We start from the raw sequence: 20,420 nt of genomic DNA, 5'->3' as shown, positions 1-20,420 counted from the left end.
TTGAGTATCAAGTAAGACATTCGCTTATTTTTTCCCAATAATTTACGTGATCTACATCTAAAATTTCGCGAAAGTGAAGACTACTGGCTAAGCTAAAAGAAAACGATAAGGATGCCGATATGAAGTGGTTCTTTATTTTACTTAGCTTTTGCTGCTTTAGTGTGGTTGGTGGAGAAAACACCAGAGAAGATGAATTAAGTCACTTTGACACGCCGTTTCTCATCGGAGACTGGTATTTAATGAACCCAAACCCCGAAGAGTCGGCTGAAAACTTTCGCGCGATCAAACTCTCATTAGGTTCGGACTACAGCTTTTCTATTGATATTCAAAAGAAAGACTATTCCGTTGACCATTGGGAAGGGCTGTATAACGCAAATGAAGACACCATCGTTCTTGGTTTAAACACCGACGAGCCTCAAATTTATGCCTATCGCAACAACCATAATACGCTTGATCTTAATGGTGTAACATTCACTAAGGGATTATCCAATTCACTTGCAGGTATTTGGTCTAGCTCTCACGTATCTGGCGACGGTCTTGTGGCAAACAACATTAATCAGATGGATTTGATACTTCAACCTGATTTCGTGTTCATGTTTAGGGTTTCGAACGAAGAAGGGGATGAGTCCATCAAACAAGGTGTGTTTTACACAGAAGATGAGTTTCTGGTTCTGTTGTATGAAAATGGCGAGCATGGAACCACGTATAAGCTCAACAAGAATGAGCTAACGATCGAAGATTCCAATGGTGATATGTACGCCGTACTCAATAGAGTTACGCCATGATGCCTTTAACATGCGCCAAATTACGCGTGCGTACGGTAAGTCATTAATGTTGTTTAAATGTTAATCAAAAAACGGAGCTAGAGCACTAAAAGCTCCGTTTTTTGATGGAAAGACTTGTATTCTGATACCACAACCCCTACATATAGCTTATATAGTGATACCAGAACTGCATTTTTGATCATGCAGTCTGGTATTTTTGTTGTTCGACATACAAGGATTTATGCTCATGTCTCAAGCTCCCCTGGCCAAATATCGTAAAGATTATAAAGAGCCATCTCATGCGATTACTGATATCGATCTTACTTTTGATCTATATGACAATGACACAATCGTTACGGCGGTATCAAAAGTTGCTCAAAAAGGCGATACAACAACGCTAGAACTCGATGGCGAAGGGCTTGAGCTACGCGCTGTAAAAGTAAATGGTGAGGATTGGGCTCATCACGAGGTGAAGGAGTCATCGCTGGTACTGACCGATCTTCCATCCGAGTTTGAACTTGAAATCGTCACCAAAATTGATCCTGAAGCGAATACAGCACTCGAAGGTTTGTACAAATCAGGCGGCGCATTTTGTACTCAGTGTGAGGCTGAGGGCTTCCGCCGTATCACGTACTATCTAGACCGTCCGGATGTTCTAGCAAAATACACAACAAAAGTGATCGCAGATAAAGCGGCTTACCCATATTTGCTGAGCAATGGTAACCGAATTGCAGAAGGTGATGCAGAGAACGGTCGTCATTGGGTTCAATGGCAGGATCCGCATCCAAAACCAGCTTACTTGTTCGCCCTTGTTGCAGGCGACTTTGATGTATTGCGTGACAAATATACAACGATGTCAGGTCGCAGTGTTGATTTAGAAATCTTTGTTGATAAAGGTAACTTAGATCGTGCAGGTCATGCGATGACATCTTTGATCAACTCGATGAAGTGGGATGAGGAACGCTTTGGCCTGGAATACGATCTGGATATTTATATGATCGTTGCTGTTGATTTCTTCAACATGGGTGCAATGGAAAACAAAGGCTTGAACATTTTTAACTCAAAATATGTTCTGGCGAACGATCAAACTGCGACAGATCGTGACTATTTAGGTATCGAAGCTGTGATCGGTCATGAGTACTTCCACAACTGGACTGGCAACCGTGTCACTTGTCGTGACTGGTTCCAACTAAGTCTAAAAGAAGGCTTAACCGTATTCCGTGACCAAGAATTCTCTTCTGACTTAGGTTCTCGTGCTGATAACCGTATTGATAACGTACGTATTATTCGTGGTCCTCAATTTGCGGAAGATGCAAGCCCAATGTCTCACCCGATTCGTCCTGACAAAGTCATTGAGATGAATAACTTCTACACGCTAACGGTGTATGAAAAGGGCAGCGAAGTTATTCGCATGTACCATACACTCCTTGGCGAAGAGGGCTTCCAAAAAGGAATGAAACTTTATTTTGAACGTCACGATGGTACCGCCGCGACGTGTGAAGACTTTGTTTCTGCAATGGAAGATGCCACCGGTGTTGATTTAAAACAGTTCCGTTTGTGGTACAGCCAATCGGGTACACCAACGCTACGCGTAAATAGCGAATACAACGCTGATGCAAAAACTTACGCACTAACGGTAGAGCAATTTACGGAGCCGACGCAAGACCAAGCAGAAAAACAAGCGCTGCATATTCCGTTCGATATCGAGTTGTATGATTCGAAAGGTCGAGTTATCCCACTGGTAATTAACGGTGAATCTGTTCATAACGTGCTGGATATTAAACAAGATAAGCAAACGTTCGTATTTGAAAATGTCGAAGAACAGCCAGTGCCATCTTTGTTGCGTGAATTCTCGGCACCAGTCAAATTAGAATACGATTACAGCGATGACGAGTTAGTCTTCTTGATGAAGCACGCAACGAACGATTTTGCTCGATGGGACGCTAGCCAAATGCTATTGGCTAAATACATTCGTCAGAATGTGAAAAACGTTCAAGCTGGACAAGAAGTATCGCTTTCTGAAGGTGTGATAGATGCTTTCCGCGGTGTGCTGTTGGATGAAACGCTTGAGCCAGCTTTCATTGCTCAAGTTTTCTCTATGCCTTCAATCAATGAGATTACTGGTTGGTACCAGCAAATTGATATCGATGCCGTAGACAAAGTGCTAAACAGCATTACAGTGTCACTTTCTAAAGAGTTAGAAGATGAGCTAAGTGCAACTTATCACACGCTTAAGCAAACAGAGTATACGATCGACCATGCTGCTATTGGTAAGCGTGCTTTACGTAACCGTTGCCTTCAGTACCTAGCACATACGGAAAAAGGTAATGATTTAGTCAACGCGCAGTACGCATCTGCAAATAACATGACAGATACGATTGCTGCGATGAGTGCTGCAAATAACGCTCAGCTCGAGTGTCGTGAAGCACTTATGGCTGATTATAGCGATAAATGGAAGCACGATGGTTTGGTTATGGATAAGTGGTTTGCACTTCAAGGTAGCAATCCTGCAGAGGATGCTCTTGAAAAAGTAAAAGCAACCATGAACCACGAAGCATTTAGTTTGAAAAATCCGAACCGTACGCGCAGCTTAATTGGCTCGTTCTTAAGTGCGAACCCTGTACGTTTCCATGATAAATCCGGTGTAGGTTACCAGTTTGCCGGTGAAATTCTTCGCCAACTAAATGATTCGAACCCACAAGTAGCTTCTCGAATGATTGATCCTTTGCTTAAGTTCCGTAAATACGATGAAGCTCGCCAAGCAATGATTCGTGCAGAACTTGAAAAGCTCAAAGCAATGGATAATCTTGCTAAAGATCTATTCGAAAAAGTGACTAAAGCACTAGACGAATAGTAAACAACACAATAGGGTGGTCATTTAGACCACCTTATTTGTTTATGTCACTTAGTTTTCACTTCATGAACTATTACTACTTCAATCTCAACATTTCATATCAAACGTTTTTATCTCATTATTCTGGTGCGGCAAGTGTTGTTCAAGTTGTCACACACAACGGTTTGCGTTTGCAGTTACCCGCCGCGAGATTTAGACCATTTCTTAGTCAATTGGGCGTTAGAGGCCAGTTTAGACTAACAACTGACCAAAATAATAAGTTTCTTAAGTTAGAAACTCTGTGATGTATTGTATTTGCAGAGAGTTAAATAGGAATCTTAGTCACAGAATCGGACATTTCACCTCTTACCACTACGATTAGTTGTTAAACATTTGTAATTATGCTTTTACAATGGGCACATGCATTACCTATGCTTAGTTTCTAAGGTAACAACCTAGCTACTAAGTCCCCCTACAAAACAACAATTCTAATGTGGAGTGTGAATATGACCGCGCGTGAAAATGTAGTGCCGGTTCTGCTTGAAAAGGTTTACCAACTGATTCAAGACAAACTCGAGCTTTCTCACCAAACGCTTGTAACTAAACTTGCTCAACACTTATTCAGTAACATTGCTGATGATGATCTAATTCAGCGAAACGAATCCGACCTTTATGGTGCTGTCGTTAGCCTTTGGCACCATATCAATGAAAAAAAACCAGAAGAGATTTCGGTTCGAGTATTTAACCCGACCGTAAGTCGTCAAGGCTGGCAATCCACACACACAATCGTAGAAATTGTTGTTCCAGATAGTCCATTCTTAGTGGACTCAGTCAAAATGGCTTTAGCACGTTTGGATCTTGTTTGTCACCTAATGTTGAATAACCCAACACAGATTCAGCGTGATAAAAAAGGCCAAGTTACAGACGTAAACGGTGAGGGTGGTGTTCTTCAATCACTTTTCCACATAGAGGTAGACCGCCTTACTAGTAAAGACGAGATGCAAGCGCTTAAAGAAGAGCTGTTAAGAATTCTATCTGATACTCGCTTAGTCGTTGATGACTGGAAGCAGATGGTTGATAAGCTTAAGTTTGTTACTGATGAACTTGAGAAAAATAAAGATCGTGTTTCTATCCAAACTGATCGTATGGATGAAACGATCGCATTTCTTCGTTGGCTAGAAGATCATAACTTTACCTTTATGGGTTATAAAGATTATGACTTAAAAGAGGTCAATGGTGATACCGAACTTGTTCCTGCTAAAGAAAAAGGACTAGGTCTGTTTGCTGATGACAAGCGCGTGCGTAGCGTCAAGCTCTCTGAATTATCAGATTCAGCGCGATTAGAAGCGAAAAAACCATACGCTCTGATCATCACCAAAGGTAACAAAGCATCTCGTATCCACCGTCCAGCTTATACTGATTACATCGGTATTAAGAAGTTTGATGAAAACGGTAAAGTAATAGGTGAGCATCGCTTTACTGGTTTATATACCTCCGCCGTTTACAACCAAGCGGTACAAAGTATTCCTTTGATCCGTGAAAAAGTTGACCGTATCCTTGAAGCAAGTGGATACCGTCACGGATCATACTCATACAAAGCATTGCACAATATCTTAGAAAACTACCCACGCGACGAGTTGCTTCAAGCTAATGAAGAAGAGCTGCTTGAGGTGGGAATGGGTGTTGTACAAATGCAAGATCGTGACTTGCTGCGTTTGTTTGTTCGTAAAGACCCATTTGGTCGTTTCTTCAGTTGCATGGTTTATGTCACTAAAGATCGTTACAACACAGAATTGCGTCGTCAAACTCAACGCATTCTTAAGCAGTACTTTGGTTGCGAGCAAGAGGTTGAATTTACAACGTACTTCTCAGAAAGCCCACTAGCGAGAACACATTACATTGTTCGTGTAGACAATAACAACATTGACGTAGACGTGAAAAAGATCGAGCAAAATCTAATGGAAGTTTCTACCTCTTGGGATGACAGACTAAAAGAATCCATCATTGCTAACTTTGGTGAAAGCAAAGGCCTTCCTCTTTCAAAAGAATATATGAGTGCGTTCCCTCGCTCATACAAAGAGGACATGATGCCAGGTTCTGCGGTTGCAGATATCGAGCGCTTAGAAGCGTTAAGTGATGATAATAAACTTGGTATGTTGTTCTACCGACCTCAAGAAGAGGGAGCAGATTCCAAAGCTGTCCGCTTAAAGTTATATCATCGCGATGAACCAATTCACCTTTCTGACGTAATGCCGATGTTGGAAAACCTTGGTTTGCGTGTGATTGGCGAATCGCCATATGAGATCGAGAAAAACAACGGTCAGACTTTCTGGATCCTTGACTTCTCTATGCTGCATAAGAGCGAGAAAACCGTTGACCTTCGTGAAGCTCGTGATCGTTTCCAACAAGCATTTGCTGCCATTTGGGCGGGTAATCTTGAAAGTGATGGTTTCAACCGATTGTTATTAGGTGCGTCTTTATCTGGCCGTGAGATTTCCATTCTTCGCGCTTACGCACGATACATGCGCCAAGTCGGCTTCCCATTCAGTCAGCAGTACATCGAAGACACGCTAAGCCACTACCCAGACTTAGCGACAGGTCTAGTCAAGCTGTTCACCAAGCGATTTGATCCGAAACACAAAGGCAGCGAGAAAGGCCAAAACGATCTAATTAAAAAGCTAACAGAGCAGTTGGATCGTGTAGAGAGCTTGGATGATGATCGTATTATTCGTCGTTATATTGAAATGATCATGGCGACGCTTCGTACCAACTACTACCAAGTAGACGAGAATAAGCAGCCTAAGCCTTGGTTATCTTTGAAAATGAAGCCAAGCGATATTCCTGAGATTCCGCAGCCTGTACCTGCATTCGAGATCTTTGTTTACGCACCAGATATTGAAGGTGTTCACCTTCGTGGTGGAAAAGTGGCTCGTGGTGGTTTGCGTTGGTCAGATCGTCAAGAAGACTTCCGTACGGAGATTCTTGGCTTAGTAAAAGCGCAACAGGTTAAGAACACTGTAATTGTACCAGTGGGTGCAAAAGGCGGCTTCGTTTGTAAACGCCAGCCATCTCTCACCACTCGTGATGAAATTTTTGCGGAAGGTCAGCGTTGTTACAAACGCTTTATCCGTGCACTGCTAGATGTGTCAGATAACATCATTGAAGGAGAGGTGGTACCACCACAAAACGTTGTTCGTCACGATGAAGATGACCCATATCTAGTAGTGGCTGCCGATAAAGGCACAGCAACCTTCTCAGATTTGGCAAACTCTGTTTCTGCAGAATACAACTTCTGGCTAGGTGACGCATTCGCTTCAGGTGGTTCAAACGGTTACGATCACAAAGCAATGGGAATCACCGCAAAAGGTGGTTGGGAATCTGTTAAACGTCACTTCCGTGAAATGGGCATCAACTGTCAGACCACTGATTTTACTGCAATCGGTGTAGGTGATATGGCAGGTGACGTGTTCGGTAACGGTATGCTGTTATCGAAGCATATTCGATTGCAAGCTGCGTTTAACCACATGCACATCTTTATTGATCCAAATCCAGATTCAGCCAGCAGCTGGGAAGAGCGTAACCGCTTGTTTAATTTGCCAAGATCAAGCTGGGAAGATTACAACAAAGACTTGATCTCTCAAGGTGGTGGCATCTTCTCTCGTCGATCAAAATCGATCCAGTTGACGCCAGAAATTCAGAAAATGTTAGGTACGAAGAAAGCATCTTTAGCGCCTAACGATCTGATAAAGATGATCTTGAAAATGAAAGTCGATCTTCTTTGGAACGGTGGTATCGGCACTTACGTTAAATCATCGACAGAAACTCATACAGATGTTGGTGACCGTGCTAACGACATGCTGCGCATTGACGGCCGTGACTTAAGAGCCAAAGTGGTTGGCGAAGGTGGTAACTTGGGTATGACTCAGCTTGGTCGTATCGAATACGCACTAACTGGCGGTCGAGTGAACACGGACTTCGTTGATAACGTAGGTGGCGTTGACTGTTCGGATAATGAAGTCAACATCAAGATCTTCCTCAATGGACTGGTTTCAAATGGCGATCTTACGGTTAAGCAACGTAACCAAATTCTAGAGTCTATGGAAGACGAAGTGGGTGAAATTGTCTTGGATGATGCTTACCGTCAGTCGGAGTCGATCTCTGTTACTGAACAGCAAGGTGTTGGCATTGTTAAGGAGCAAATTCGATTCATCCACACTATGGAGAAAGCAGGGTACTTGGACCGTGCTCTCGAATACATTCCTGATGATGAAACGCTAATCGAGCGTGAAAAACAGGGACTAGGTCTGACTCGCCCTGAGCTATCAGTGTTAGTTGCCTACGGTAAAATGGTACTTAAACAGCAACTTGTTACGGATGAAATCGCAAATGATGAATTCCATGCAAAACAACTTGTTGAATATTTCCCAAGTGCGTTACGACGTAACTATAAAGATCAAATGGTTAATCACCCACTGCGAGCTGAAATTATCGCTACAGCATTGGCTAACCAGATGGTTAATGAAATGGGCTGTAACTTCGTTACTCGTTTGCAAGAAGAAACTGGTGCAAGTGTTGTCGATATTGCCAATGCTTACAGTGCGGCTAGAGAAATCTTTGATTTAGAAGCAATCCTCAAACAAACTCGCAAACTTGATAACGTTGCGACAGCGCAAGCTCAATACGAAATTATGTTTTACGTGCGCCGAGCACTGCGTCGAATTGCGCGCTGGTTGCTTCGTAACCGTAGCGGCAAATGCACGGTCGGTGAGTTGATTGCTATCTACAAGCAAGATGTCAATGTTATCACTGAAACCCTAGACACTATGTTAGTTGAGTCTGAAGTTGAAGAACACAATGAGTTGGCTCAAGGTTGGATAGAGAAAGGGGTTGAAGAGAAACTCGCTCACCAAGTTGCCCGCTTATCAAGCTTACAATCTGCACTGGATATTTCATCAGTAGCAAGTGAAACAGGTAAAACGGTTGAGCAAGCATCGAAACTCTACTTTAACTTGGGTGACCGTTTATCGTTGCATTGGTTCTTGAAGCAAATTAATAGCCAAGCCGTTGATAACAACTGGCAAGCACTTGCAAGAGCTGCATTCCGTGAAGATCTGGACTGGCAACAACGTCAACTTACCGCTCAGGTACTGACTTGTGGCTGCTCAACCGAAGAGCTTGACGTGATGGCTGCGTTAGAAGATTGGATTGAAACTAACGAGCAATCGTTGAACCGCTGGGAGAGTATCTTAAACGAGTTCAAAGTTGGCTCAGTACACGAATTTGCTAAGTTCTCTGTAGCACTTCGAGAGCTAGTACTTTTAAACCTCAACTGCTCATCGAAAGAGTAGTGGAATAATCAAGTCATAAGTAAAAGCCTCGTTATTTAACGGGGCTTTTTATTATCTATTATTCACATTTGGAACGAAAATAGTTACATTGTCACATTGAGTTGAAATTAAAACAGAGTGAAATCGATTGCTTTTAAGCGGTTAGTTACGATTTTTATAGCAGAAACTTGATTGTAATTGTTTGTTTTATATTTGAAAATCTTATAAAGATATAGGTTTTTACTTATTACGTTCATTTTCATTGAATTACGATGAAAAACGGTAAATAATATTGTCCCGTTTATACGGGGCTTTTTTCTTTCGGAGGCACAATGCTTTACCGTCTAGCCAGAACTGGCTTTTTCCAACTCGATGCCGAGAAGGCACATGATCTTGCAATCAAGAACTTCCAACGCTTTAACGGCACACCACTTGATCTCTTTTACCGCCAACAGTTACCAACTCGTCCAGTTGAGTGTATGGGTCTAACATTCCGTAACCCTGTTGGTCTTGCGGCTGGTTTAGATAAAAACGGCGAATGTATTGAAGCATTTGATGCCATGGGCTTTGGCTTTGTCGAAGTCGGCACTGTAACGCCACGACCACAACCAGGTAATGATAAACCACGCTTATTCCGTTTAGTGGAAGCAGAAGGGATCATCAACCGCATGGGCTTTAATAACCTAGGCGTTGATAATTTGATCGAGAATGTTAAACGAGCAAAATTCAATTGTGTTCTCGGAATTAATATCGGTAAAAATAAAGATACGCCAATTGAGAAAGGGGCAGAGGACTACCTGATTTGTATGGAAAAAGTGTATGAGTATGCTGGCTATATTGCAGTAAACATCTCATCGCCAAACACTCCAGGCCTTCGTTCACTTCAATATGGTGAAGCGCTTGATGAACTGCTTTCCGAATTAAAGGCGAAACAAGCGGAGTTATCAGAGAAGTACAACAAGTACGTCCCGTTAGCATTAAAGATTGCGCCAGATTTAAGTGACGATGAAATCTGCCAAATTTGCGATTCTTTATTGAAAAACAATATAGATGGTGTGATCGCGACTAACACAACTTTGGATCGCACGATCGTAGAAGGGATGAAACACGCCAATGAGGCAGGTGGCTTGAGTGGTCGCCCTGTGCAATCACGCTCTACGGAGGTCGTACGTAAGCTTCATGAAGAGCTTGGAGACAAACTTCCAATTATCGGTGTTGGTGGTGTAGATTCCTATGTTGCAGCCAAAGAAAAGATCATGGCAGGCGCTAAACTTGTTCAAGTCTACACTGGCTTTATTTACCACGGCCCAGGTCTCGTACGTGATATTGTTAAAAATCTTTAACATATACATCAAAAACTACTGAAAAATCAGTACCTGTTACATAAAAAAGAGGACTTTGTTTCCTCTTTTTTTTTATCCGTTCGTTTGTAGAATTTAAAAATCACGAGTAGGTAATTAAGCGTCTTACCTCTTTACCACTGATTTAACTAGTCAAGAGAGAACGGAATAATGCTTAAACCCAGCGACAAATGGAATTGGTATTTTGACGAGCAAAAAGCTTGCTTAATGCTGGATCTGGGGGAGGAAATGATTTTCCAAACCAATCTATCCCGAAAATTGTTGGTTAACTGTGCCTTCTCAAACAGTGAATTTACCGTTGATGACGCCAGCGCATTTCAAACGTTTAATGAGCGCATTCGCTGTCTCGATATCAGTGAATATCGCCAAGCTGAATTAACACTGTATTGTGTTGCTGCAAAGCGTTTTCATAAACCTGTACAGCCTAAGAGCTGGTTCTTCGATGCACAGACCTCTGATTATGAACCTCAAGAAGGGGACATGGTCTTTCTCACAAATCAATATTCTGATGGTATGTTCATCGTTCTAGAACCAGGCGAAACATCGAGCTTATGTGCTTATGTTAACCAAGAAGCCTTTGTTCTTGATGGCAATAAGGCGCTTCAATTTGGGCAGCCGATTAAAGTAATGCATGATCGCATGGCTTGTGCAAACCACCTCTTTGCAATGACCCCTATGGCAATGGTGGGTTAAAGCGGTTTAATTTTTCTTTATTTCGTTCCTTTGTTTGCCTTAATCGACCTTATTGGGTCGATTTTTTTTGTCCTTTCCTCAGACACTCCAATCCGAAAGACCATGAAACTGTTTGTTTTCTATGCATGCAAACATGAAGCTGGTCACTTTTATTTTACTTATTTCAATTTGATTACTCCTTTAATTAGGCAACCTAGCGCCTAAAACAACCCTATTTATTCCCCTATAAAGGGTATTTGTAAGTAACTTACATCAACCAATCCCGACTGGTATATACCAAAATGCATGTAAATAAGTATTCACTTCTTCTAAAGGAAACAAAATACGTTCATGAATGAAAAACATTCAAACTAAAGATGTTGAAAGTTTTAGATCATTTGAGTGGTGATGATTTGAACTAACGGGTGGGAAAATACCTTTAAAAACGAGGCATTGATCGTAAAGTCAGGTATAATTGAAGCCATTTTTTATCAGCGAAAGAACACTATGAATCAATATCTCGCGGTAACTTCAAATGGCATGGAAAATTTGCTTGTTGAAGAACTGACTAAACTAGGCATTGAAAATGCGAAACCAGTACAGGCAGGCGTAAAATTTAAAGCGACAAACGAACAGGTTTATCGCTGTTGTTTGTGGAGCCGTTTAGCGTCTCGATTTGTACGTGTTTTATCTGAGTTCACGTGTAACAACGACATGGACTTGTATCTATCCACTTCCACTATTAACTGGGTTAACCAATTTCATAGCTCTAAACGCTTTGTTGTGGACTTTAACGGCACAAACCGTGAGATTAGAAATAGCCAATACGGAGCTATGAAGGTCAAAGATGGCATCGTAGATTGCTTTGAGAATAAAGGCTTGCCACGTCCTAATATCAGCAAAGAACGCCCAGATATTCGTATTCACGTTCGTTTGCATAAAGATAAAGCGTTGCTTGGGGTAGACATGGTAGGTAGTGGTCTTCATCAGCGTGGTTATCGACCAGAATCGGGTCGTGCGCCATTACGTGAAACGCTTGCTTCTGCGATTATCATGCGTTGTGGCTGGGATGGGCATCAACCATTACTCGATCCAATGTGTGGTTCTGGTACTTTGCTTATTGAAGCGGCGATGATGGCAGCCAACATGGCACCTGGCGTTAAGCGCAAACAATGGGGCTTCGAAGTTTTGGAAGATTTTGAACCGGAGACCTGGGCTGAGATTAAATCAGAGGCTAATGTTCAAGCTAGACGAGGTGTCAAGAAAGTTGACGCTAAGTTTTTTGGATTCGATAACGACCCCAAAGTATTAAAAGTTGCTCAAGAAAACGCCCGCAGAGCAGGTGTTGAAGAGTTGATTGAGTTTGCGCAAGGTGATGCTGCAACTATTACTCGTCCCGCAGGATTTGAACACGGTGTTATCGTTTCAAACCCACCTTACGGTGAGCGTCTAGGAACTGAGCCGGGGCTGATTGCGCTCTATACCGCATTCGGTGGACAGCTAAAATCTGAGTTTGGCGGATGTAAAGCATCTATCTTCTCTAGCTCAGACGAGCTCTTGAGTTGCCTTCGTATGCGCGCTGATAAACAGTTTAAATTGAACAATGGTGCGTTACCGTGTCACCAAAAGAACTACAGCATTGCCGAGCGCAGCGCTGATGAAGTTAAAGGTGCAGATACTAACGTTCAAATCGCACCAGACTTCTCAAACCGTTTGAAGAAAAACATTGGCAAGATTGGCAAGTGGGCGCGTAAAGAGAAACTAGACTGCTACCGTATCTACGATGCAGACCTTCCAGAATATAACGTAGCGATCGACGTGTACGGCGATCAAATTGTGATTCAAGAGTACGCAGCACCTAAGAACATCCCTGAAGAAAAAGCCAAGCGTCGTCTAACGGACATTATCCGTGCGACGATTCAGGTGACAGGTGTCGAAGCGAACAAAGTTGTACTGAAAGTTCGTGAGAAGCAGAAAGGTCGAAGCCAGTACCAAAAATTAGGTCAGGTATCAGAGACGCTCGAAGTAAACGAGTACGGTGTGAAGCTGATCGTGAACCTTCATGACTACCTAGACACAGGCCTGTTCTTGGATCATAAGATCACTCGTCGTCGTCTTGGCGAAATGGCACAGGGTAAAGATTTCCTTAACTTGTTTGCTTACACTGGTAGTGCAACGGTGCACGCTGCAGTTGGTGGTGCGCGTTCCACTACAACTGTCGATATGTCAAACACCTACTTGAACTGGGCGAAAGACAATATGCAGCTTAATGGCTGTGTAGGGCGCCAACATAAATATGAACAAGCGGACTGTTTGCAATGGCTAGAAAACGCAAAAGGTGAGTACGACTTGATCTTTATTGACCCACCTACGTTCTCTAACTCTAAGCGTATGGAAACATCATTCGATGTACAACGTGACCACATTAAGCTAATGAAGAACCTCAAACGTTTACTGAGAAGTGAAGGCACAATCGTATTTTCAAATAACAAACGTCACTTCAAGATGGATGAAGAATCACTCGCTGAATTGGGTTTGAAGGCTCAGAATATTTCTTCTCAAACGTTACCATTAGATTTTTCGCGTAATAAACAGATTCATAACTGTTGGCTAGTAACGCACGCGTAGTATAAACAAAAGGATTAATACGTGCTGATATTGTATAGCACGGAGGGATGCCATCTTTGTGAGATGGCATTTGCTCTAGTAGACCAAGTCGGTTTGGCCGAGCAAACAGATATCATTGATATTGCGTTCGATGATGTACTATTTTCTCGTTACGGCGTCACAATACCCGTATTAAAATATCAAGATTCTGAGTTGAACTGGCCGTTTGACTTAGAACAACTCACACATTGGTTGGATAATAATGGCATTACTTACCATTCATAACGCACAACTTGCATTTGGTGACCACCCATTGCTAGACAAAGCGGAGTTCGCTCTTCAAGAAAACGAACGCGTTTGTTTAGTTGGTCGTAACGGAGCAGGTAAGTCCACGTTAATGAAAGTGCTTGCCGGCGACATTTTGTTGGATGATGGCAAGATTCAAATAACTCAAGACGTAGTAGTTTCTCGGCTTGAACAAGATCCACCGCGCAATCAAGAGGGTACGGTTTACGAATACGTATCTGGCGGTTTGGCTGAAATCGGCGAACAATTGAAGATCTATCACGATCTTCTCGATCTTGTTGCTCAAGACCCAAGTGAGAAGAACATTAACCGTTTGGCGAAAGTTCAAGAGCAACTTGATCATTCTAACGCTTGGCGCTTTGATGACCGTGTTAAGAACGTACTTGGCGCTTTAAAACTAAGCCCAGAAACCAAACTGACCGATCTATCCGGTGGCTGGCAACGTAAAGCTGCTTTAGCTCGTGCGCTGGTTTGTGATCCTGATGTATTGCTTCTTGATGAACCAACAAACCATCTCGATGTGACAACGATCGAATGGTTAGAGAACTTCTTAAAAGACTTCAAAGGCTCGATCATCTTTATTTCTCACGACCGTGCATTCATCAAGTCGATGGCGACACGCATCGTTGACTTAGATCGCGGTCAATTAGCTTCTTTCCCTGGTAATTACGAACAGTATTTGAATGACAAAGAAGAAATGCTTCGCGTCGAAGAAATGCAAAATGCTGAGTTCGATAAGAAACTAGCTCAGGAAGAAGTGTGGATTCGTCAAGGCATTAAAGCACGTCGTACTCGTAATGAAGGCCGTGTTCGAGCCCTTAAAAAACTTCGTGAAGAGCGTCGTGACCGTCGTGAAGTTCAAGGTAAAGTTAACCTAAACATCGATGATGCTTCTCGTTCAGGTAAGATTGTATTTGAAGCAGAAAATGTATCTTTTGCTTACGAAGGCAAGACAATTGTCGACGACTTTAGCTTTAACATCATGCGTGGTGACCGTATTGCACTTATCGGACCAAATGGCTGCGGTAAGAGTACGGTACTTAAATTGCTACTAGGGCAATTGGAAGCGCAGTCTGGTCGTTTACACTGCGGAACAAAATTAGAAGTCGCGTACTTTGATCAGTACCGAGAGATTTTGGATCCAGAAAAGACAGTGATCGATAACTTAGCGGATGGGAAACAAGAAGTAATGGTTGGGGGACGTCAGCGTCATGCGCTGAGTTATCTTCAAGACTTCTTATTTGCACCTAAGCGCGCCAGAACCCCGGTTAAGGCACTTTCTGGTGGTGAGAAAAACCGATTATTGCTAGCCCGTATCTTGTTGAAACCAAACAACTTACTTATTCTTGATGAACCAACTAACGATTTGGATATCGAAACGTTGGAACTTTTAGAAGAAATGCTTGCCAATTATCAGGGTACATTATTGTTAGTGAGTCACGACCGTGAGTTCGTAGACAACACAGTAACAACCAGCTGGATTTTTGAGGGTAACGGTATAATCGAAGAGTTCGTTGGTGGTTATCATGATGCTAAACAGCAGCGTGACCAAGTTCTTGCTTCGCGCAGTCAGGTTGAAAAACCAACGAAGAAAGAGAAAGTGGTTGAGGAAACTCCCAAAACTACGCAACCTAAGAACAATTCGAAGAAGTTATCGTATAAGCTGCAAAGAGAATTAGAGGCTCTACCAGCTAAACTTGAACAATTAGAGTCGGATATCGAGAGCCTTCAGGAGCAAGTGAACGATCCAGAGTTCTTTGCTAAACCTGTAGAGCAAACTCAGCCGGTATTGGAACAGCTTGCTGCACTAGAGCAGGAGTTGGAAATCGCATTCGAGAGATGGGAAGAACTCGAAGCAATGCAACAGGATAGTTAAGAATTCAATGAATTGTAGTAATAAATTCAAATTGACCGCCATTGCAATGATGGTTGGTACCACAATGAACGCACAGGCGGCATTGTATCAAGTTGTTGAGGTTTCACCTCAGGATCATGGTTCAAACGGTGACTACCAAACGGCTTACGGGGTTGCAATTCAACAGGGCGATGCAGGTACAGATCCTTCAACAGGTTCACCTTTCGCTTTAGGCTGCTTTGATGCAGCAGCAAACTGCACGCCAGAGCAGTTTAAACTTGCAATGGAAACTCGCACTACACCGATTTCAGCGACACAAGCCGTGGATGGGAACAGCTATCGTGAAGAAATCCCATTCGGATTAGACGCTGGCTTTTATTACATCCAAGAACTCAAAGACTTTGAGCGTTACTGTTACAACCAGCTTCGTTATTCCACCTGTGACTCTTGGGCTTCAGTAAACTGGACGCCATGGAATAAAGAACGTAGTAAAGACTTTACTTCTAATGCGTTAGCGTTCATAGAAGAAGATTCTACTGCTTATAAAAATGAATATAACAATGTTATCAACCAGCTTACCGAGGGTGGTGCAGCTGTCGGTAATCAGAGTAAAGTTAGCACAGAAAATACTTCTACATTAGAAACACGAAATACCGTAGTTGCACCAGTAGAGCCAAATATTCTTACTGGCGATAGTGACGCAAGTGTTGTGCAAAGCCATGCTTGGAGCACAGACGGCATTTTTACTGTTGGCAGTGTTTCTCGAACAGCAAGCAATACCAATGGATCTCACCACACATCAAAAGCAGCGATTTGGGATCAAAGCGGAACCGTCAGTGAATTGGCTTGGCCTAGTGGCACATCTAAAGATGGAGAAAGGTTAGCTCAAGGGAGCATGCGTGACCTTGTCACTGATGGAACAACGGTCTATGGCGTAGGTTACAACACTTACAGTGATGATAACTACCTGAATGCGACTGTTTTTGTCGGAACTCTAGAAGCCGAAGGTAGCGTTGAAAACGCAACTTGGAAAAATAAAGTTGTTGTAGGAGCTAGACAGCGCGAAGGTGATGATACGGTTCATACAAACTCACGCTTAACCGACGTTAACTCTAATTTTGTTGCTATTGGTGAAGCGAAACGTTCGGGCGGATACTTAATGCCAACGGGCTCTGCTCCGAATCGTCTCTTTATCGTAGATGATGTTCGTAAGGATTCTATTGGCGCTTTTTACCCAACTACTGGCATTTTCTTTAGCGGTGCGGGTGGTAAGATGGGCGGTATCAACTCTTACAATGAAATCGTCGGGCAACTTGATGCGGAAACGACTCGTGAAGACGATGGCAAGCCACGTCGTAAGCGCGGTTTTATCTATCCATATAGCCTAGGTGGCGAGACTAGTGAACGTGCTGCAACATTGTTTAATGGAAAAGCTTGGTTCCTAGACAGTTTGACTAATGGCGGTGATTACTCTGAACAAAACAATCAGTTCCGTATTATCGACGCAACTGATATCAATGATGCAGGTGTGATCTCTGGTACTGCTATGAAATGTGCAGGTGGTTATAGCACAACAGCAAACAATGCGACATGTAGCTCTGAAGAGCAAATTGTAGCAGTCAAACTAGTACCTATTGCTGACGCAACTAAGGACGACATCGTATCTCGAAGCATTGACTCAACGACGACAGAGCGTCAAGGTGCAGGCCTTGGTTGGTTAGCTTTGACCATGCTTGGATTGTTTGGGTTCCGTAGAAAATAGTTAAAAATCGTCAGTAATTTTTAAATCAAGCAGAGGCTCACACATTTGAGTCTCTGCTTTTTTATGCCTTGAGAAATTGCCTACTTTGATCGATTCTTATAAGTGGAGTCATAAAAACTCCATCAAAGTTTCACAATAACAGCTGTACGTTAGTAAATGGACCTGTATGAGGAATTAACTATGAAGAGACAAAAGCGTGATCGCCTAGAACGAGCTCAATCTCAAGGCTACAAAGCTGGGTTGAATGGAAGGTCTCAAGAGGCTTGCCCATATCAACAAGTTGATGCTCGGTCGTATTGGTTAGGTGGTTGGCGTGATGCCAGAGATGAAAGACAATCTGGTCTCTACAAATAAACTCTCCACATACAAAAAGAAGGATTCGAAAGGGCTCTACGGAGCCTTTTCTACATTATAGGGACATAGGGAAGTAGGTTAACACTCGATAACAAAAAGGCTCCTAAATAGGAGCCTTAATAAATCGATTAAAATCGTGATTAGAAGCTTGAAGTATCTTGGAACAAGCCAACTTTCAAATCTTTTGCTACGTAGATTTCTTTGCCGTCCACACATACACGACCGTCAGCCAAACCCATCACAAGCTTACGGTTTACAACGCGTTTCATGTGGATTTCGTACGTCACTTTTTTCGCTGTTGGTAGGATCTGACCTGTAAACTTCACTTCGCCAACACCCAGAGCACGACCTTTTCCTTTGCCACCAACCCAGCCAAGGAAGAAACCAACAAGTTGCCACATCGCATCAAGGCCAAGACAACCCGGCATTACAGGGTCGCCAGGGAAGTGGCAGTCAAAGAACCACAAATCTGGAGTAATATCCAATTCCGCCAAGATCAAACCTTTACCAAAATCGCCTTCAGTCTCAGACATTTTAGTAACACGATCCATCATTAGCATGTTTGGCGCAGGAAGCTGAGGGTAACCAGGCCCAAACAGTTCGCCTTGGCTAGAAGCAAGTAGATCGTCACGGTTATAAGAATCACGTTTGTTTTGCATTATCAATTACTCCAATTTTTGATAGCTGCATCTTAGTGAACACGTGTACGCTAAACAACTCCGATCAGTACTAGACAAACCAGTTTTTGATGCGCTGCACAATTCCTTCTGGATGCTCATGTCTTTCAAAGTTTTCAATACGTTCCGCTATTTTGCCAATAATGCTATCGTCTTCACCTCTAAAAGGTTTATTCATTACAATCGGAATAGCTTCATCTACGGTAGAAACGGACCAAATATGGAACTCACCATTTTTAATGCTTTCTATTACATCTTTATGTAATGCAAGGTGTTTAAGGTTTGATTTTGGCATCACAACACCTTGATTTCCTGTAAAACCTTGATGTTTACAAACCTGATAAAAGCCTTCAATTTTTTCGTTCAAGCCACCGACGGCTTGCACTCGACCAAACTGATCAACAGCTCCTGTAACAGCAACTTGTTGATTAATTGGAGATTCAGATAAAGCACTCACCAAGCAACAAAGTTCTGCAAGAGATGCGCTGTCACCATCAACTTCACTATAAGACTGTTCAAATACGATGGAGGCAGAGTAAGGCAGTGGTTCATCCAGTTTCAGAGCAGAGCTCAAGAAAGCTTGCATGATCATCATGCCTTTTGCATGTAGATTGCCTCCAAGCTCAGCTTTGCGCTCAACATCGGAAACATCGCCATCACCAAAATGAATTACACAAGATATTCGTGCAGGCTCACCATAGCTGACAGGGTGCCCAGCCATATCAATAACGGTTAGGCCATTGATTTGACCAACTTGTTCCCCAGTTGTCTCAATGATGACTTGTCCATCTAAAATATCGTACACGGCACGCTGAGGAAGGTAAGATTCTCGGTAATACTTGTCGTCAATCGCTTTATCTAACGACTTGTAATCTAATGCGTGGCCATCACTGAACTGGCTGGCAAGCGTTAGAAGTTGAGAGTGCCACATTACTCCTAAAGGCAGATAATGTTGGTCTTCAGTAAATCTCATACCGGCCAGCAACAATCTTCTAAAACCACATTCAGTTAAGTGAGGCAGTTGATATTGAGAACAAATCCAGTTCACTAAACCAAAGTAATCTGTCAAATTCTGCTCTGACAGATGAATATCTTCTTCAACTTCCGTATACATGGCAAAGCCAGAACAGAAGTCGTCATCGATGTATTCTAGCTCTGCTAACTGACTTCTTTCTCCTGTTACAATCAGTTTTACATCATAAGCTTTAGCTTGCGGTACTGAAGTAGGTAAACGAGTAGGGCTTAGGTTCAGTGGCTCGATAAGGTTTTGTTGAATTGCAGACTTTATATTTGGCCAAAGTCCTGGGTTAGCCAAAATTAGATTAGCCGGTACAATTAAGTAACCGCTATCTGCCTGTGAAATTAAGCCAGGTTGGAAGGCAATATCACCACTTAAATCGACACTGTAACGGTCAAATAAGCGTTTGGCATCAAGTGATTCCGACAAAACAATCGCAGCGTTAGACTGGCTCTGAAGAGCTTTACTGATGAACTCTCTATAGACAGAATTATCTACGCAGTTAATGAGTAGTACTCGCGTCAATCCAGAAATTTTTGAAAAACGAGATATCGTTGCCGACATTCTCGGTTGGAGCTCAGTAAAAGACTTCTTTGGTAACGAAGGTGCAGACTTTAAAAGTGCTTCGTACTGCTCAAGTGAAGGTGTTACGTCTTGCCAATTAAGTTGGTTCATTAAAATTCATCGTAATTCAATCTTGCCGACATTATAACGAAACGGACTATAACACCCTAGCACCAATTTGGTTTGCTCATGGCATTCAATTCTCAATGAACAATACTTAGACAAATGAGTGATCAACATCGATACTTCTAAGAGTTTTATTTGCCCAAGTAAACCATCTGGGTTACGCTGTCACTAGGTTATGTTTATGGGTCGGAACA

13 protein-coding genes are annotated in these 20,420 nt (G+C 42.6%); 11 read left to right on the top strand and 2 right to left on the bottom strand.

The features are described 5' to 3' along the window. Nucleotides 1-119 precede the first annotated feature (119 nt). The 11 genes from R7040_RS03065 to rmf all read left to right on the top strand — a co-directional run bounded on the left by R7040_RS03065 (nt 120) and on the right by rmf (nt 17,841). Complete coding sequence (locus R7040_RS03065) at nt 120-785, top strand: hypothetical protein (protein WP_062730582.1); 666 nt, start codon at nt 120-122, stop codon at nt 783-785. A 226-nt stretch (nt 786-1,011) separates the two neighbouring features. After that, nucleotides 1,012-3,618 (top strand): aminopeptidase N, encoded by a 2,607-nt coding sequence (pepN, locus tag R7040_RS03060; protein WP_186584240.1) that lies wholly within the window; start codon nt 1,012-1,014, stop codon nt 3,616-3,618. Between the two features lie 65 nt (nt 3,619-3,683). Then, entirely contained in the window at nt 3,684-3,902 is a 219-nt protein-coding gene (locus tag R7040_RS03055) for a DUF2835 domain-containing protein (protein ID WP_005377440.1), read from the top strand. Nucleotides 3,903-4,103: 201 nt separating this feature from the next. Further along, nucleotides 4,104-8,945, top strand: a complete 4,842-nt coding sequence (locus R7040_RS03050; RefSeq protein WP_318081214.1) for an NAD-glutamate dehydrogenase — start codon at nt 4,104-4,106, stop codon at nt 8,943-8,945. Nucleotides 8,946-9,256: 311 nt separating this feature from the next. Continuing rightward, complete coding sequence (pyrD, locus tag R7040_RS03045; protein ID WP_017634281.1) at nt 9,257-10,267, top strand: quinone-dependent dihydroorotate dehydrogenase; 1,011 nt, start codon at nt 9,257-9,259, stop codon at nt 10,265-10,267. Between the two features lie 168 nt (nt 10,268-10,435). Continuing rightward, nucleotides 10,436-10,978, top strand: coding sequence for a cell division protein ZapC (locus R7040_RS03040; RefSeq protein ID WP_017634282.1), 543 nt, complete (start codon nt 10,436-10,438; stop codon nt 10,976-10,978). A 486-nt stretch (nt 10,979-11,464) separates the two neighbouring features. Further along, entirely contained in the window at nt 11,465-13,585 is a 2,121-nt protein-coding gene (gene rlmKL / locus R7040_RS03035; RefSeq protein WP_017634283.1) for a bifunctional 23S rRNA (guanine(2069)-N(7))-methyltransferase RlmK/23S rRNA (guanine(2445)-N(2))-methyltransferase RlmL, read from the top strand. A 21-nt stretch (nt 13,586-13,606) separates the two neighbouring features. Then, a complete protein-coding gene (locus R7040_RS03030) occupies nt 13,607-13,849 on the top strand; it encodes a glutaredoxin family protein (RefSeq protein WP_017821808.1) in 243 nt (80 codons plus the stop codon). Beyond that, entirely contained in the window at nt 13,827-15,746 is a 1,920-nt protein-coding gene (locus tag R7040_RS03025; RefSeq protein WP_005377449.1) for an ABC transporter ATP-binding protein, read from the top strand. Before R7040_RS03030 ends, R7040_RS03025 begins: the two co-directional genes overlap by 23 nt. Before the next feature lie 7 nt (nt 15,747-15,753). After that, nucleotides 15,754-17,487, top strand: coding sequence for a DUF3466 family protein (locus R7040_RS03020; protein ID WP_262600608.1), 1,734 nt, complete (start codon nt 15,754-15,756; stop codon nt 17,485-17,487). A 180-nt stretch (nt 17,488-17,667) separates the two neighbouring features. Further along, nucleotides 17,668-17,841 carry a ribosome modulation factor gene (rmf, locus tag R7040_RS03015; protein ID WP_005377453.1) on the top strand — a complete coding sequence of 58 codons (174 nt, stop codon included), beginning with the start codon at nt 17,668-17,670 and terminating at the stop codon, nt 17,839-17,841. A 140-nt stretch (nt 17,842-17,981) separates the two neighbouring features. Here the strand turns inward: rmf and fabA are convergent, their stop codons facing one another. Both fabA and R7040_RS03005 read right to left on the bottom strand, forming a co-directional pair. After that, on the bottom strand, nt 17,982-18,500 hold the full coding sequence (gene fabA, locus R7040_RS03010; RefSeq protein WP_005390081.1) for a bifunctional 3-hydroxydecanoyl-ACP dehydratase/trans-2-decenoyl-ACP isomerase: 519 nt from the start codon (nt 18,498-18,500) through the stop codon (nt 17,982-17,984). Nucleotides 18,501-18,570: 70 nt separating this feature from the next. Further along, complete coding sequence (locus R7040_RS03005) at nt 18,571-20,211, bottom strand: AAA family ATPase (protein WP_171346171.1); 1,641 nt, start codon at nt 20,209-20,211, stop codon at nt 18,571-18,573. Nucleotides 20,212-20,420: the final 209 nt, after the last annotated feature.

The sequence above is a fragment of the Vibrio sp. 1069 genome (genome assembly GCF_033340555.1).
The sequence above is the reverse complement of the archived record's forward strand: the minus strand, read 5'-3'. Positions and strand labels throughout refer to the sequence as shown.

What these genes read in the sequence shown, in the direction of transcription:
- R7040_RS03065 (WP_062730582.1), top strand. Translation starts at nt 120, where the DNA reads ATGAAGTGGTTCTTTATTTTACTTAGCTTTTGCTGCTTTAGTGTGGTT.
- pepN (WP_186584240.1), top strand. Translation starts at nt 1,012, where the DNA reads ATGTCTCAAGCTCCCCTGGCCAAATATCGTAAAGATTATAAAGAGCCA.
- R7040_RS03055 (WP_005377440.1), top strand. Translation starts at nt 3,684, where the DNA reads ATGAACTATTACTACTTCAATCTCAACATTTCATATCAAACGTTTTTA.
- R7040_RS03050 (WP_318081214.1), top strand. Translation starts at nt 4,104, where the DNA reads ATGACCGCGCGTGAAAATGTAGTGCCGGTTCTGCTTGAAAAGGTTTAC.
- pyrD (WP_017634281.1), top strand. Translation starts at nt 9,257, where the DNA reads ATGCTTTACCGTCTAGCCAGAACTGGCTTTTTCCAACTCGATGCCGAG.
- R7040_RS03040 (WP_017634282.1), top strand. Translation starts at nt 10,436, where the DNA reads ATGCTTAAACCCAGCGACAAATGGAATTGGTATTTTGACGAGCAAAAA.
- rlmKL (WP_017634283.1), top strand. Translation starts at nt 11,465, where the DNA reads ATGAATCAATATCTCGCGGTAACTTCAAATGGCATGGAAAATTTGCTT.
- R7040_RS03025 (WP_005377449.1), top strand. Translation starts at nt 13,827, where the DNA reads ATGGCATTACTTACCATTCATAACGCACAACTTGCATTTGGTGACCAC.
- R7040_RS03020 (WP_262600608.1), top strand. Translation starts at nt 15,754, where the DNA reads ATGAATTGTAGTAATAAATTCAAATTGACCGCCATTGCAATGATGGTT.
- rmf (WP_005377453.1), top strand. Translation starts at nt 17,668, where the DNA reads ATGAAGAGACAAAAGCGTGATCGCCTAGAACGAGCTCAATCTCAAGGC.
- fabA (WP_005390081.1), bottom strand. Translation starts at nt 18,500, where the DNA reads ATGCAAAACAAACGTGATTCTTATAACCGTGACGATCTACTTGCTTCT.
- R7040_RS03005 (WP_171346171.1), bottom strand. Translation starts at nt 20,211, where the DNA reads ATGAACCAACTTAATTGGCAAGACGTAACACCTTCACTTGAGCAGTAC.